This window comes from Atopomonas sediminilitoris, from assembly GCF_022601735.1.
Classification (GTDB): domain Bacteria; phylum Pseudomonadota; class Gammaproteobacteria; order Pseudomonadales; family Pseudomonadaceae; genus Atopomonas; species Atopomonas sediminilitoris.
Window position 1 is genome coordinate 177,784 of record NZ_JAKUMM010000001.1, and the last position, 14,525, is coordinate 192,308.

The following is a 14,525-nucleotide window of genomic DNA, read 5'->3' on the forward strand; positions in this document are numbered from 1 at the left end:
ATCAAAATCAGGCATTGGGTCGAGCCAGCGGTAATACCGAGCGGCCAGCATGGCTGGCGCTCGGGCGCAGCTTAGCGGGCCGTAATATCCGGCACAGCGCGCGCATCAGGGCCGATGTAGTCAGCGCTTGGGCGAATAATGCGGTTATTGCCGCGCTGCTCGAACACATGCGCGCACCAGCCGGTCACCCGCGAGCAGACAAAGATCGGGGTGAACAACTTGGTCGGAATCCCCATGAAGTGATAAGCGCTGGCATGGAAAAAGTCCGCATTACAGAACAGCTTCTTCTCGCGCCACATCACCTCTTCACAACGCACAGAGACGGGGTACAGCACGGTGTCGCCGACGTCTTGCGCTAGCTTTTCTGACCACTGTTTGATGATGCCGTTACGTGGGTCTGACTCGCTGTAAATGGCGTGACCAAAACCCATGATTTTGTCTTTACGCGCCAACATGCCGAGGATTTCTTGCTCGGCCTGATCGGCTGACGACCACTGCTGGATCATGTCCATCGCCGCTTCGTTGGCACCGCCGTGCAGCGGACCACGCAGCGAGCCGATAGCGCCGGTGACGCAGCTATGGATGTCCGACAAGGTCGAAGCACACACCCGCGCGGTGAAGGTTGAGGCGTTGAACTCGTGCTCAGCGTACAAAATCAGCGATACGTTCATCACCTTGGCATGCAACTCGCTGGGCTTTTCGCCACGCAGCATGTGCAGGAAGTGTGAGCCTGTGCTGTCGTCATCCAGCGCAGTTTCAATGCGTACGCCATCGTGACTGAAGCGATACCAGTAGCAGATGATCGACGGCAGAATCGCCAACAAACGGTCGGCCTGATCGCCCTGCTCAGCAAAGCTGTGTTCGGTTTCCAACGTGCCGAGCACGGCAATACCGGCGCGCATCACGTCCATCGGGTGCGCGTCAGCAGGAATGCGCTCCAAGACTTCTTTTAACGCCACCGGCAACGCTCGCAGGTTTTTCAGCTTAGCGACATAAGCCGCCAACTCCGTTTGCGTGGGCAGCTCGCCCTTCAGCAGCAAGTGGGCGACTTCTTCAAAGCTAACTTTTTGTGCCAGCTCGTGAATGTCATAGCCGCGATACGTCAGGCCCGAGCCGGTCTTACCGACGGTACATAGCGCGGTTGCGCCGGCTGACTGACCGCGCAGGCCGGCGCCGGATAGTTTTTTCGCTTCTGCCATGGTTCACCTCATCATTCGTTGTGCCGGCGGGTCGTGCCCGCCGTGTCAGTATTAGTGGTTACTTGTTTTTGCCTTGGGCAAACAACGCGTCGAGCTTCTGCTCAAAGCTGTGGTAATCAAGGAAGTCGTACAGCTCCATCCGGGTCTGCATCAGGTCGATGACGTCTTTTTGGTCGCCCTTAGCCAGAATGCTTTCGTACACCGTCAGCGCCGCCTTGTTCATGGCACGAAATGCCGACAGCGGATACAGCACCATGCTGGCACCGTGCTCGCCGAGTTCTTGTTTGTTAAACAGCGGCGTGGCGCCGAACTCGGTGATATTGGCCAACAAATGCGCCCCACCGATGCCATCGGCAAAGGCTTTGTAGTCTTCAAGGGTGTGCACCGCTTCGGCAAAAATACCGTCGGCACCGGCTTCTAAACAGGCCCGCGCGCGCTCAACGGCGGCTTCGAGGCCATCTTTTTGGAAGGCGTCGGTGCGCGCGATGATGAAGAAACTGTCATCGGTTTTAGCGTCTACCGCCGCCTTCACCCGGTCGACCATTTCTTCTTGGCTGACAATTTCTTTATTCGGGCGATGGCCGCAGCGCTTTTGCGCTACTTGGTCTTCGATATGCACCGCCGCAGCGCCGGCACGAATCATTTCTTTCACGGTGCGGGCGATGTTAAACGCGCCGCCCCAGCCGGTATCGATATCCACCAGCAAGGGGGTTTCCACGGCAGCGCTGATGCGGCGCACGTCTTCCAGCACGTCGTTCATGCTGGTCATGCCTAAATCCGGCAAACCGTAAGAGGCATTGGCCACACCACCGCCGGACAAGTAAATCGCTTGATGGCCCACGCGCGTGGCCATCATGGCGCTGTAAGCATTGATGGTGCCGACAATTTGCAGCGGCTTGTTATTGGCTAGGGCGTTACGAAAGCGCTGCCCGGCAGTCACTTGGCTCATGCTTTGGTCCTCGATTTACGTGCGGCCGGCACAGCGTCTAGCTGCTCGGCTAAGCGGTGTTCTACGTTGCGCTGCGAGCCGCGGATATGGCGACGCATCAGCAGTTCAGCCAGTTCGCCATCGCGATCGGCGATGGCGTCTAGAATGCGATGGTGTTCAGCAAACGCCTGACGCGGACGATTAGGCGTGCTGGAGAAGCGATAGCGGTACATGCGCACCAAGTGATACAGCTCGCCGCAGAGCAAATCGGTCAGCATCTGATTACCGCTGCCGCGAATGATGCGGTAATGAAAGTCAAAATCGCCTTCTTGCTGGTAATAGGCCACGCCGCTTTGCAGCTCTTCACTGCGCTCGTGGGCTTCTAAAACGCGGCGTAACTCATCCACCTCCGCGCGGCTCATACGCTCGGCGGCCATGCGACAGGCCATGCCTTCTAGGGCTTGGCGCACTTCGTACAACTCAACCAACTCTTGCGCACTGAGCGACACCACACGGGCGCCGGCATGCGGCGTGCGCACCAAAAGCTTACGCCCCTCAAGGCGACGCATGGCCTCACGCAGCGGCCCACGGCTCACGCCGTAATGGCGCGACAACTCGGGCTCAGACACTTTACTGCCCGGCGCCAGCTCACCTTTAACAATGGCGTCTTGAATACGCTGAAAAACTTGCTCAGCCAGTGTCGCGGAGTTATCTAAAGCATCTGTCACGGCAGCACCAGATTGTCGACAATATGCAAAAATTAACGCCAAACAACCCTGCGCACAAGCTTTAAAAACAAAGATTGTCGACAAATAGCCACCGACTTTAGTCTCGCCACACCCCCCTGTTAATCCATGCAAACCTTGCCCTGCCTGTTGAAAATAGCGGTCGCGTGCTACTATCAAAGCGTTTTGGGTCGTTGGCAAAGCTGTTAACTGCAGCTTTACGCAGTGCCCACCCACTCCACTTTTCACGAAATCAAGGACACATGAGACGCGCTGCCTCTGCTCTTCTCTGCTTTTGTCTTGCCGCGCCGTTGGCTGCCGCAGAGAAAACCATTTACGGCCTAAATGAATACGTTGGCTTGCCCAACCTTGACCTGCTTGTTGCCGCAAAGCTCGATACTGGGGCCAAAACCGCCTCGCTGAGCGCCACGGACATTGAGCGGTTTAAGCGGGATGGCGAGTCGTGGGTGCGCTTTTATTTGGCCATCGATGATGCACACGAGCATCCGATTGAATTGCCTCTAGCGCGCATCAGCAAAATTAAGCGTCGGGCCGGCGACTATGATCCCGAAGAAGACGCCAAAACGTACACAGCACGTCCCGTGATTGAACTGGACATGTGTATGGGTGGCCAAGTTCGCTTGATTGAAGTGAACCTGACTGACCGCTCCACCTTTCAATACCCGTTGTTAATTGGTTCAGAAGCTCTGAAGAACTTTGACGCACTGATTGACCCGAGTCTGAAATACTCCGCCGGCAAACCCGCCTGCGTAGCACATAACTAAAACGAGCCGAGAAAAACACGCCATGCGCTCTGCCAATACGCATCTGAAATTCCTGGTGGCCCTGCTGGTCTCTTTAGGACTAGCGATTACGGCCTACCAAATCTTTGTGATCGGCATCCCGGTCACCGAAGACGCGACCGACAACCTGTGGACTGTCGACACCAAAGTCGAGTTCCAAGCCCAAACGGGCAAGCCGGTTAAGGTCAACATGTTCGTGCCGCCCATGACCGAAAATTACGTCAGCCTGAACGAGAGCTTTATCTCGAACAACTACGGCGTAAGCGTGCAGCGCGACAATGGCAACCGCAGCCTGACGTGGTCCGCACGTCGCGCCAAAGGCAACCAGACACTGTACTACCGCTTAGTGCTGTCTAAGCGGTATGGCTCTGACACCCCAGAAGCCAAAGGCTCGATTGAACGCGCACCGCTTCCCGTTGAAGGCGCCGAGAAAATTGCCGCCGAAGCCCTGCTGTCGCCAATTCGCCAGCACTCTGCGGACATTGAAACCTTCGTGCGCGAAACCATCCGCCGGGTAAACCGCGCCGGTGACGATAACGTCGCGCTGCTGCTTGGCGGCGATAAAAGTATCGAACGCAAGGTCCAAGTCATTGATCTGCTGCTGTCGCTGGCTCGCATCCCGATGGAGCAAGTGCGCACCATCAAGCTGGTAGAAATCAACAGCCAAGAGCCCGAGCTGTGGCTGCGTAGTTTCAACGGTGAAAAATGGCTGTACTTCAACCCAGAAAGCGGCCAACAAGGCCTGCCAGCCGACCGCCTGATTTGGTGGTTTGGTGCAAACGAGTTAGTCAGCCTTGAAGGCGGCAAAAACGCCAAGGTGACGTTCAGCCTAAACAGCAACCAACTGAACGCCATTCGCGTGGCCAAGATGTCGGATGAGAAAGCCGAGGCCTCGTTCCTTGAGTACTCGCTGTACGGCCTGCCGCTGTCTACTCAGCAGACCTACAAGATCATGATCATGATCCCGATCGGCGTGCTGGTGATTCTGATTCTGCGCAACCTGATCGGCATTCAGACGTTGGGGACTTTCACCCCAGTACTGATCGCCCTCGCCTTCCGCGAAACACAAGTTGGCTTCGGCATCATCCTGTTCACCTTTATCACCGCATTGGGCTTGTCGCTGCGCTCCTACCTTGAGCACCTCAAGCTACAAATGCTGCCTCGCCTATCGATCGTCCTGACTTTTGTTGTGGTGATCATTGCTGTAATCAGCCTGTTCAGCCACAAATTAGGCCTTGAGCGCGGCTTGGCCATCGCCTTGTTCCCGATGGTGATTTTGACCATGACCATTGAGCGTCTGTCGATCACTTGGGAAGAACGTGGCGGCACGCAGACCTTTAAGGTTGCGGTGGGCACCATCATTGCGGCTTCGCTAGCGCATATGCTGATGACCATTCCTGAGCTGGTGTACTTCGTCTTCACCTTCCCAGCGGTACTGCTGATTTTGGTAGGCTTCATGCTGGCCATGGGTCGCTACCGCGGCTACCGCCTGACCGAGCTGTTCCGCTTCAAAGCCATGCTCAAGGACAGCTAAGCCATGCTGAACCTGATTAAAACGTGGAAAGAGCTTTCGGCCAAAGGGATCATGGGCATCAATCGGCGTAATGCTGACTTCGTGCTCAAGCTCAATCGCCGTGACCTCTACCCGGTGGTGGATGACAAAATCCTCACCAAAGAGCGTGCTATTGCCGCAGGCATTCATGTGCCTGAGCTGTACGGCATTATTGAAACGGAAAAAGAAGCGCAAAAGCTTGGCGAGATTCTGGCCAACCATAAAGACTTCGTGATCAAGCCGGCGCAAGGCGCCGGCGGCGACGGCATCATCGTGATTGCCGACCGCTACGAAGGGCGCTACAAATCTGTGTCAGGCAAAATCATCGGCCATGAGGAGCTGGAGCATCATATATCCAGCATCCTTTCAGGCCTGTACTCGCTCGGTGGGCATCGTGACCGGGTGCTGATCGAATATCGCGTCACCCCTGACCCGATCTTCAAAAGCATCAGCTACGAAGGCGTGCCGGACATTCGCATCATTGTGCTGATGGGTTATCCCGTCATGGCCATGCTGCGCCTACCGACTCGCCAATCCGGCGGCAAAGCCAACTTGCACCAAGGCGCGATTGGGGTCGGCGTTGATTTAGCCACTGGCCTGACACTCAAGGGCACGTGGCTGAACAACAAGATCACCAAACACCCCGACACCGCAACGGAAGTCTCTGGCGTGCAACTGCCTGACTGGGACGGCTTTATGAAGCTCGCCGCCGGCTGTTATGAGCTGTGCGGCTTGGGCTACATCGGTGTCGACATGGTGCTTGACCAAGACAAAGGCCCGTTGATTCTGGAACTCAACGCCCGTCCTGGCTTGAACATCCAGATTGCCAACGATGCCGGCCTTACCACGCGCGCCAACATCGTCGAGGCGCACTTGGCAGAGCTTGCTAAGAAAGGCATCACCGAAACGCCTGAAGAGCGCATGCGCTTTGCTCAGGAGCACTTCGGGCATATCACGCAAGCCGAATAAGCGCTTTACCAAAACACCTCAACGCCGCTTAACTGCGGCGTTGTCGTTTTAGCCGCGCACGCAAGCACGCCCTTCGGCTTTTGCTTGATACAACAAAGCGTCAGCCCGATTAACCGTTTGCGCCAAGCTTTCACCCGCTTGCCAGGCCACCACCGCAAAGCTGGCGGTTACTTTCCCAACGCGCGGCAAGCGCTGCTCTTCGCACAGTTGCAACAGGCTTTCAGCCAACTGCCGGGCAGCCTCAAGATCCGATTGCGGTAGCAAAATCGCAAACTCCTCGCCGCCAATACGGCACAAATAATCGGATTGCCGTAATCGCCCAGTAAAGCTCTGTACAAACTGCTGCAACACCCGATCACCCCACTCGTGGCCGTAGCGATCATTAATCGCCTTGAAGTGATCAATATCCCACATCAATAGCGATAACGGCGTGCCGTAGCGTTCAGCGCGATGCACTTCTTGACGGCCTTGCTCATCGAAGAAGCGTCGGTTGTAAGCCTGCGTGAGCGGGTCGGTCACGGTTAGCCGGCGCAGCTCGCCTCCAGTTTTTTCTGCAAACTGACATCGCTTAAGTAGCCATACCAAACAAAGCGCCCATCGGGCTTGGCCTCTGTTGTTGCCTCACCGCGCAACCAGCGCACTTCACCCTTGAGCGTCTTGATCCGAAATTCATTGTGCCAATTGCTGCTGCGCTGCTCGTAACACAAACGGATCGTGGTCTGCACACGCTCGCGGTCATCCTCATGCAATAAAGCAAAAACTCGCGAGGCATTAACCTCGCTAACCGACTCGGATAGATCAAATAGCTTGTAGACACCCTCACTCAGAAAGCTAAACGAGGTACTGCCATCGATCGCCATCTGATATTGAAATAGCGCGCCCGGCACTTGCGAGGCCAATTTGCGCAAACGCTCATCATTGACTTTGAGCTGGCGGATCGCTTCTCGCCGCTCAGTCACATCCACGGCGATACCCAAAAAGCCTTCTAAGCCGCCTTGCGCATTGCGGATAGGCGTAATGCGCAAGCTCACTTCCCGCCACTGGCCATTTTTATGCCGCATGCGCCAATCACGCGTATCTGTTTCACCTAAACGCGCCTGCGCCACCAGCACAGCAAAACCTTGATAGTGCCCTAGGCCATTACGCTCAAGTTCTTCGCTCAGCGCTTTAATTTGCAGAGGATCGTGCAGCAATAAGGGGGTTTCACGCCCAACCACCTCTTCAGCGCGATAGCCGTATAAAAATTGGGCTCCGGCATTAAACAGTGTGATCTTGCCGTTAATATCGGTCGCCACGATGGCCACTTCGGTCGCCGCATCCAGAACCGATTGCAAATAGCGCTGGGCCTCAATCGCATGGGCTTGGGCGTTTTTTAAGGTGTGAATATCGGTCTGCGTGCCCATCATGCGCAGCGCACGGCCGTGTTCATCCCTGACCATCACTTGGCCACGGTCGAGCACCCACATGTAGTCTCCTGCTTGGTTACGCAGACGGTATTCCATGCTTAAGAGCGGCGTTTCACCGCGCACGTGGCGACGCACGGCGTGCTGACAGTCGTCGCGATCTTCTTCGTGCACCCGCGCCAGCCATTCGTCCTCACGAGTGCCAAACTCGCCGGCGGTATAGCCTAGGCGCTCTAAGTAACGATCACAGAACGACAAAATATGCTGCTCGAGATCCCACTCCCAAATGCCATCACCGGCGCTATCCAAAGCCACACGCCAGCGCGCTTCCAAATTAGCCACTTCACGACCGCGCTGTTCTAGCAGCGCAGTGCGAGCTCTCACCAACCCCATCGCGGTTTCACGCTGGTTGGTTAGCACCCACACCAACACAGCGACCAACAAGGTTAGGCTGCCACCTAGCCAAGGCAAACCATCGAGTCGCTCATCTCGATAGGCCGCCACAAAAGCTGGCAACGCCTCAATACAGATCTCCAACTCACGATCTGCCACCGTGATGGTTTTAACCACGCCCCCCAAAGCCTTGACGGTTGGCTCATCCGCTAGGGGAAAGTTAGCCAAACGCTGATCGGGGCTTTGTTGCGTGTCTTTGATCGATAGCAGCAAACCGTTAAATGAGGTAGTCCCCAGCAAACGCTCTACCGTGCGCTGTAAAGAAAAACTCACCAACAAAAAGCCTTTCAACTGGCTACGCCGTAAGTGTTGTGGCGCCGTAGCGCCTGCCTCAGTGAAGACAGGGCTAATCAACAGCTGTGTACTGATCGCTGAATCGATCCCCACCAGCGGTAGGTCATCGCTCAATACCGGCTGGCCGGTATCGGTTGCCCGCTCCAACAGTGCACGTGGCGTAGGATGTGAAAACAAGTTAAACCCCAGCGCCGCGCCAACAGGCTGGAGCGAGGCGAGATAAGCAATGGGGAAGTACTCAGGCGCAGAACTGGCGGGCCGCCAAAGATCGTCCTCACCCAAATCGAGGATCTTATAGCCCTCTAAACCATCAGCCTGCTGCAAGGCTTCATGGGCAGCACGCTGCTCTTGCACCACGCGCGGCAACCACGCCATACCTTGCACAAGGGACAAGCCCGAGGCGGTATACCCTTCAAACTCACCGCGCGAGATATCATCGCTGTAGGCATAAAAGCGCTGCAAGCTGTCCATCTCGCTAGTCAGTGCATGCATTTGCGTAAGAATCAGCGCCATGCGCTCGCCGCCAATGAGCTGCAAGCGATTTTGTAACTGCTGCTGATCTTTAAGTTGAAGGTAACGCATAGCGACGAGCGTCAACAGCGCTCCGAGCAGCAACACCACTACGCTTAAGCCCCAGCGCTGTAACAACTTAACGACGCGTTCTTTCAAGCGCTGACACCTCTTAAACACACCACGACGGCTAAAGGCCATTATGCGCTAAAGCATAAGCAGGCAAGCACTGAGTTACCAGTGACAGCCGCCCTTGCGCGGCACACCAACGCCCGTAGAATGCGCGGTATTGCACAACTCGGCCATCCTCATGTTCAAGCGCACGCTTCGCACTTATTTATTAGCACCCTTATGCTTTTCTCTGCTGGCCAACTTACCAGCACACGCTAATTCTTTGGCGCAATTCTCCCCCAAGCTGGTGCGCGCCATGCAGCAACACAAGCTGCCCGCTGATGCGCTCGCCCTTGCGGTTATACCGTTAGATGGCCCAGGCCAAGCGCGCTTTATTGGCGCTGATCAGCCGCTAAACCCGGCCTCAACGATGAAGCTGGTCACCACCTTCGCCGCGCTGGAGCTACTCGGCCCCACCTATCGCTGGCCCACCCGCTTACTCACCACCGGCAATCTAGACGGCAGTACGCTTAATGGCGACCTAATCCTGCAGCTGGGTGGCGACCCCAAGCTCACCCAAGAGCGCGTGTGGATGTTACTGCGCGACTTACGCGCCAGTGGCGTGAAACACGTCAACGGCCGCTTACTGCTGGACAGCAGCCATTTGCGCCCCAACGAGCAGCAATCGTTTCGCGATGACGGCAATGACCCCAGCCGCCCCTTCTTGGTCGATGCCGATAGCTTGCTGGTCAACTTTAAGAGCCTTCGCGTTGATGTGCGCACGCGCAGCGGTCAGAGCTACGTCACCCTCGAACCACCACTGGGCAACGTACAGCTAGAAAACCAAGTACAGGTCAAACCCGCCAGCAGCTGTCCGCGCTGGCCGGCGCTGCGCTTTGAGAGCCAAGATCAAGGCTCGCAAGCGCGCATTCGTGTAGTCGGCAGCTTGCCCAATGGCTGTTTGTCTCAGCACTACGTGTCACTGCTGGATCACGCCAGCTACACCAGCGCGCTGGTGCGCAGCTTGTGGCAAGAGCTCGGCGGCAGTATCAGTGGTGACAATGGACAAATCGCCACCGTGCCGGCGGGTGCACAGTTGCTGGCTTTTAGTCAGTCTGACGATGTGGTGAGCACCATTCGCGACATCAACAAACTCAGCAATAACACCATGGCGCGCCAACTGTTTTACGGCATTGGCGCGCAATATCGCCAAGCCAGTGATAGTCACGATGGCGCAGCCGCTGCACGAGTAATTCAACAATGGCTGCGCAATAAACAGATCAGCCCCAATGCATTGGTGATGGAAAACGGCAGTGGCTTGTCGCGCATCGAGCGAATCAGCGCTCGGCAAATGGCCAACATGCTGCAAGCTGCTTGGCAAAGCCCGTATGCCGCCGAATTCATCGCCTCACTGCCGTTGGCCGGCATGGATGGCACCATGCGTCGGCGTCTACGTGGCACGGCGGTAGAAGGCCAAGCCCACATGAAAACCGGCTCACTGAACAATGTGCGTGCTTTAGCCGGCTTTACCCGTGACGCCAAGCACCATACTTGGGCGGTGGTCGCGATCATCAACCACCCGCGCCCATGGGGTGCCAGCCAGATTCTCGATCAGGTCTTAGAGGAAGTGCACCGTCAAGGGCAGTAAGGCCTGTGACTGGCGCAGCCGAACGCTGCGCCAGTTCGGTTTAACCTCAGGCCTTGTGACGCACACTCCACGCACGGTGAATCTTGCTGTTGCGCTTAAAGTCCTCATCCAAAGTTTGTTGGCTGATTTCTTCGATCTGGAAACGCTCGCACAAAGCTTGATCCAACTGAAACTTGCGGAAGTTATTGGAGAAATACAGCACGCCGCCCGGTGCTAATCGCGCCATCGCCAGCTCTAACAAGCGGGTATGGTCACGCTGCACATCAAACACCCCTTGCATGCGCTTGGAGTTAGAAAAGGTCGGCGGATCAATAAAGATCACATCGTAGGCGCCGCGATCTTGCTCTAAGAAGACCAGCACATCGCTTTGCACTAGCTTGTGCTTATCGGAAAAACCATTGAGCGACAAATTGCGCCGCGCCCAATCAAGATAGGTGCCCGACAAATCCACGCTGGTGGTATTGCGCGCGCCGCCCACAGCCGCATGCACCGTGGCCGTGGCCGTGTAGCAAAACAAGTTCAAGAACTGCTTGCCGGCTGCCTCACGCGCTATGCGCAAACGCAAAGGCCGGTGATCAAGAAACAAACCGGTATCTAAATAATCGGTCAAGTTGACCAGTACGCGCGCTTGCCCTTCACGCACTTCAAAAAACTCACCTTCGCTGGCTTGTTTCTCATACTGGCGCTTGCCGCTTTGCCGTTGACGGCGCTTCATGTGCACCTGTTTTGGACTAACGCCCAAGGTGGACGGAATGGCCGTCAACGCATCAGTTAAGCGCTGCTGCGCCTTGGCTTCATCCACACTGCTGGGCGCGGCGTATTCCTGCACATGGATTTGATCGCCGTAGATATCCACCGCCAAAGCGTATTCAGGCATATCCGCGTCATACACGCGGTAGCAGCTGATTTGCTCACGCTTGGCCCATTTGCCGAGTGTGCGCAGGTTCTTCTTCAACCGATTGGCAAACATCTGCGCGCCTTCGCTTAAAGCCGCGGCATTCGTGGTGACTTCAGCGCCATTGTGCTCTTTGCGCTCAAGCACGAAGCGCTCCGGCTCGATATTCATCAGCACCAGCTTGCACGGCAGCGCACCGTTAAACAGCGCGTACTGCTTGTGACTGCGAATCCCCATGCGCTTACACAGCTCTGGCGCACCGGTGAAGATCGCCGCCTGCCAGCCTTCACAACTGGCCCGCAAACGCTCGCCCAAGTGTTGATACAAGTAGACCAAGCTGGCGGTATCACCCAAGCGCTCGCCGTAGGGCGGATTACAAATCACCAAGCCGCCTTGGCCTTTATCCGGATTGGGCGCGAAGCTTGCCAACTCACCCTGATAGACCTTGATCCAATCCGCCAAACCGGCGCGTTCAATATTGGCGCGCGCGGGATTGATCAAACGCGGATCGGCTTCGTAGCCACGGATCCACAATGGCGTTTGCTGCCGCCCTACCTCTGCACGCTCTTGCGCCTCGGCCAACAGGCGCTGCCACAGGGCCGGCACGTGGCCAAGCCAGCCAGAAAAGCCCCAATGTGTACGTCGCAAGTTCGGCGCCATGTCAGTGGCCATCATCGCCGCTTCAATCAAGAAAGTGCCCGAACCACACATAGGGTCGGTTAGGGCTTTACCCTCGCGCGCCAAAGCCGGCCAATTACTGCGAATCAGCACAGCGGCGGCGAGATTTTCCTTCAGCGGCGCACCGCCTTGCTGCAAGCGGTAGCCCCGTTGATGCAGGCTATTGCCGGAAAGATCGAGCGATACCGTGGCCTGGCCACGCTCCAGGTGCACATGGATACGCATATCCGGCTGCAACTTGTTCACCGATGGGCGCTTGCCTGCTTTCGCGCGAAAGCGATCGACAATCGCATCCTTCACCTTGAGCGCGCCAAAGTGCGTGTTATCGATACCACTGCCGCCGCCGGTGAACTCCACCGCAATACTGCCGCCAGCATCAACGTGGTCTTCCCAGGGCATCTCGCACAACTGCAAGTACATATCTTGCGCATCGCTGACCGCAAAGCGCTTGAGCACCAATAGCACACGGTTAGCCAGACGCGACCACAAGCACAGCCGGTACGCGACCTCCATGCTGCCCTGCCCCGCCAGCCCAGAGAGGCGGCCTTGCGGCGAGGTCAAGCCCAACTCGGTCGCCTCGGCTTCCAACAGTTGTTCCAGCCCCTTGGGACAGGTGAGATACAAATCGAAGGTGTCTTGCATGTGTACCACGTCATACGCTGCGGCCTGACCAACGGTCAGCGCCTGAGATTCGGAAAAGTCGCCTATTTTAGGCTTGAGACGGCCCAGTTATGCCCTAAGCAGATAAAAATGAACCCTTTATGACAAAAGGTTCATTCACAGCGCCTGTTTTCTTCGTTAAACCTATAAACAAGTCGCTTAGGCGATCAAGGCTGTAGGCCACAGCCTGATTGAGCATAGACAACAACAGACAGCCGATGCTCAATCGACCTGATGCATCAGGTCGACAAGGATACCAGCTACACCGCGTAGACATGATAAGAGGATGCAACTCTATGAAGAGACTCAAGCGCGATCCACAGGAGCGAGCTTTTGTGCGTGGCTATCAACACGGTTTACAGGGGAAATCCAAAGAACTCTGCCCATTTGATCAGGGCAATAACAGTCGGCAAGCCTGGATGAACGGCTGGCGCGAGGGGCGAAGCGATAACTGGGACGGCTTGACGGGTGCTTCAGCAGTGCACCGACTCAATGCGGTGCACGCCGTAGGTTAACAATGCTGTTTTAAAATCTTCCAGAACGCCCCACTCGGGCGTCGGGCGCAAGCCCTGGGGCTCTTAGAGAGCCCCTTTTATTGCCTACTACTTTTTCAGTGCCGCAATCGCATCGACCGACTCGCGTATCAACGCCGGACCGCGGTAAATAAAGCCTGAATAGACCTGCACTAAAGACGCACCCGCGGCGATCAAATCGGCCGCGTGCTTGCCTTCGGTGATTCCCCCGACTCCGATAATCGGCAAGCGTCCGCTAAGTGCCTCAGCCAACGCTTTAACCCGCGCCAACGACTTTTCGCGCACTGGAGCCCCCGACAAGCCACCGGCTTCATCGGCGTAAGGCAGCCCTTCAACCCCTTCACGACCAATCGTGGTGTTGGTGGCGATTACCGCATCCATGCCGGCCTGCTCAATGGTTGCAGCCACTAAGGCGGTTTCTTCATCGTTCATGTCGGGGGCAATCTTGATCGCCAGCGGTACACGCTTACCGTGTTGCTGGGTCAATGCTTCACGCCGCTCAGCCAAGGCATCCAACAAACTTTTTAGCTGGTCACCAAATTGCAGCGTGCGCAAACCCGGGGTGTTGGGCGATGAAATATTCGCGGTGACGTAGTCGGCATGGGTGTAGACCTTGTCCAAGCACAACAGATAGTCATCATTGGCGCGCTCGACCGGCGTGTCGAAGTTCTTGCCAATATTGATGCCCAACACGCCTGCGCGGCGGGCTTTTTCTACCCGCGCCACCAAGTAGTCCACGCCCTTGTTGTTAAAGCCCATGCGATTGATCACGGCTTGCGCTTCGGGCAAGCGGAACAAACGCGGCTTAGGATTACCGGGCTGCGGACGCGGCGTGATGGTGCCAATCTCAACAAAGCCGAAACCTAGCTGGCTTAAACCATCAATGGCATCCCCGTTCTTATCTAACCCTGCCGCAAGGCCTACTGGGTTGGCGAAGGTAAGCCCCATCACCTGCGTCGGCTGTTGCGGCGTGTTGAACAACAAACCGGGTAAGCCTAAGCGGCCGCCAACGCCCAGCATATCAATGGTCAGCTCGTGAGCAGTCTCAGGCGTTAGTTTGAACAACAGTTCACGGGCAATGGCGTACATGGTGGGGCTCCTATTAAACGACGCCGGCATTATACGCAGGCCCGCGGCGCGGCTCTAATCCACAACGGGATGGAT

Annotated in this window: 12 protein-coding genes; 5 read left to right on the forward strand and 7 right to left on the reverse strand. The window is 56.4% G+C overall.

Features of this window, described 5'->3' with window-relative positions:
• Positions 1 to 71: 71 nt before the first annotated feature.
• The 3 genes from prpC to MKI83_RS00880 are packed head-to-tail and all read right to left on the reverse strand — an operon-like array spanning position 72 to position 2,855.
• Positions 72 to 1,199 carry a bifunctional 2-methylcitrate synthase/citrate synthase gene (prpC, locus tag MKI83_RS00870; RefSeq protein WP_241582773.1) on the reverse strand — a complete coding sequence of 376 codons (1,128 nt, stop codon included), beginning with the start codon at positions 1,197 to 1,199 and terminating at the stop codon, positions 72 to 74.
• Positions 1,200 to 1,257: 58 nt separating this feature from the next.
• Positions 1,258 to 2,148 carry a methylisocitrate lyase gene (gene prpB / locus MKI83_RS00875; protein ID WP_241582774.1) on the reverse strand — a complete coding sequence of 297 codons (891 nt, stop codon included), beginning with the start codon at positions 2,146 to 2,148 and terminating at the stop codon, positions 1,258 to 1,260.
• Complete coding sequence (locus tag MKI83_RS00880; protein ID WP_241582775.1) at positions 2,145 to 2,855, reverse strand: GntR family transcriptional regulator; 711 nt, start codon at positions 2,853 to 2,855, stop codon at positions 2,145 to 2,147. The genes prpB and MKI83_RS00880 overlap by 4 nt, the downstream gene beginning before the upstream one ends.
• Before the next feature lie 260 nt (positions 2,856 to 3,115).
• Here MKI83_RS00880 and rloA point away from each other — a divergent pair, with 260 nt between their 5' ends.
• The 3 genes from rloA to MKI83_RS00895 are packed head-to-tail and all read left to right on the forward strand — an operon-like array spanning position 3,116 to position 6,176.
• Complete coding sequence (rloA, locus tag MKI83_RS00885; RefSeq protein ID WP_241582776.1) at positions 3,116 to 3,637, forward strand: retropepsin-like aspartic peptidase RloA; 522 nt, start codon at positions 3,116 to 3,118, stop codon at positions 3,635 to 3,637.
• A 22-nt stretch (positions 3,638 to 3,659) separates the two neighbouring features.
• Positions 3,660 to 5,189: an osmotic stress tolerance membrane protein RloB gene (gene rloB / locus MKI83_RS00890; RefSeq protein WP_241582777.1), complete on the forward strand. Its 1,530-nt coding sequence runs from the start codon at positions 3,660 to 3,662 to the stop codon at positions 5,187 to 5,189.
• A 3-nt stretch (positions 5,190 to 5,192) separates the two neighbouring features.
• Positions 5,193 to 6,176 (forward strand): alpha-L-glutamate ligase-like protein, encoded by a 984-nt coding sequence (locus tag MKI83_RS00895; RefSeq protein ID WP_272492992.1) that lies wholly within the window; start codon positions 5,193 to 5,195, stop codon positions 6,174 to 6,176.
• A 48-nt stretch (positions 6,177 to 6,224) separates the two neighbouring features.
• Here MKI83_RS00895 and MKI83_RS00900 read toward each other — a convergent pair whose 3' ends face one another.
• Together MKI83_RS00900 and MKI83_RS00905 are read right to left on the reverse strand one after the other, a co-directional pair.
• Complete coding sequence (locus MKI83_RS00900) at positions 6,225 to 6,695, reverse strand: GGDEF domain-containing protein (RefSeq protein WP_241582780.1); 471 nt, start codon at positions 6,693 to 6,695, stop codon at positions 6,225 to 6,227.
• Positions 6,696 to 6,697: 2 nt separating this feature from the next.
• Positions 6,698 to 8,995 carry a PAS domain S-box protein gene (locus MKI83_RS00905; protein WP_241582782.1) on the reverse strand — a complete coding sequence of 766 codons (2,298 nt, stop codon included), beginning with the start codon at positions 8,993 to 8,995 and terminating at the stop codon, positions 6,698 to 6,700.
• A 151-nt stretch (positions 8,996 to 9,146) separates the two neighbouring features.
• Here MKI83_RS00905 and dacB point away from each other — a divergent pair, with 151 nt between their 5' ends.
• A complete protein-coding gene (dacB, locus tag MKI83_RS00910) occupies positions 9,147 to 10,595 on the forward strand; it encodes a D-alanyl-D-alanine carboxypeptidase/D-alanyl-D-alanine endopeptidase (protein WP_370867319.1) in 1,449 nt (482 codons plus the stop codon).
• Positions 10,596 to 10,641: 46 nt separating this feature from the next.
• Here dacB and rlmKL read toward each other — a convergent pair whose 3' ends face one another.
• Entirely contained in the window at positions 10,642 to 12,810 is a 2,169-nt protein-coding gene (gene rlmKL / locus MKI83_RS00915) for a bifunctional 23S rRNA (guanine(2069)-N(7))-methyltransferase RlmK/23S rRNA (guanine(2445)-N(2))-methyltransferase RlmL (RefSeq protein WP_241582784.1), read from the reverse strand.
• A gap of 314 nt (positions 12,811 to 13,124) precedes the next feature.
• Between rlmKL and rmf the strand changes: the two genes are divergently transcribed.
• Positions 13,125 to 13,343 (forward strand): ribosome modulation factor, encoded by a 219-nt coding sequence (gene rmf, locus MKI83_RS00920; RefSeq protein ID WP_241582785.1) that lies wholly within the window; start codon positions 13,125 to 13,127, stop codon positions 13,341 to 13,343.
• A gap of 87 nt (positions 13,344 to 13,430) precedes the next feature.
• Here the strand turns inward: rmf and MKI83_RS00925 are convergent, their stop codons facing one another.
• Positions 13,431 to 14,450: a quinone-dependent dihydroorotate dehydrogenase gene (locus tag MKI83_RS00925; RefSeq protein WP_241582786.1), complete on the reverse strand. Its 1,020-nt coding sequence runs from the start codon at positions 14,448 to 14,450 to the stop codon at positions 13,431 to 13,433.
• Positions 14,451 to 14,525: the final 75 nt, after the last annotated feature.

Excerpts from the sequence above, each read along its gene's own strand:
- prpC (WP_241582773.1), bottom strand. The coding sequence starts at position 1,199 with ATGGCAGAAGCGAAAAAACTATCCGGCGCCGGCCTGCGCGGTCAGTCA.
- prpB (WP_241582774.1), bottom strand. The coding sequence starts at position 2,148 with ATGAGCCAAGTGACTGCCGGGCAGCGCTTTCGTAACGCCCTAGCCAAT.
- rloA (WP_241582776.1), top strand. The coding sequence starts at position 3,116 with ATGAGACGCGCTGCCTCTGCTCTTCTCTGCTTTTGTCTTGCCGCGCCG.
- rloB (WP_241582777.1), top strand. The coding sequence starts at position 3,660 with ATGCGCTCTGCCAATACGCATCTGAAATTCCTGGTGGCCCTGCTGGTC.
- MKI83_RS00895 (WP_272492992.1), top strand. The coding sequence starts at position 5,193 with ATGCTGAACCTGATTAAAACGTGGAAAGAGCTTTCGGCCAAAGGGATC.
- dacB (WP_370867319.1), top strand. The coding sequence starts at position 9,147 with ATGTTCAAGCGCACGCTTCGCACTTATTTATTAGCACCCTTATGCTTT.
- rlmKL (WP_241582784.1), bottom strand. The coding sequence starts at position 12,810 with ATGCAAGACACCTTCGATTTGTATCTCACCTGTCCCAAGGGGCTGGAA.
- rmf (WP_241582785.1), top strand. The coding sequence starts at position 13,125 with ATGAAGAGACTCAAGCGCGATCCACAGGAGCGAGCTTTTGTGCGTGGC.
- MKI83_RS00925 (WP_241582786.1), bottom strand. The coding sequence starts at position 14,450 with ATGTACGCCATTGCCCGTGAACTGTTGTTCAAACTAACGCCTGAGACT.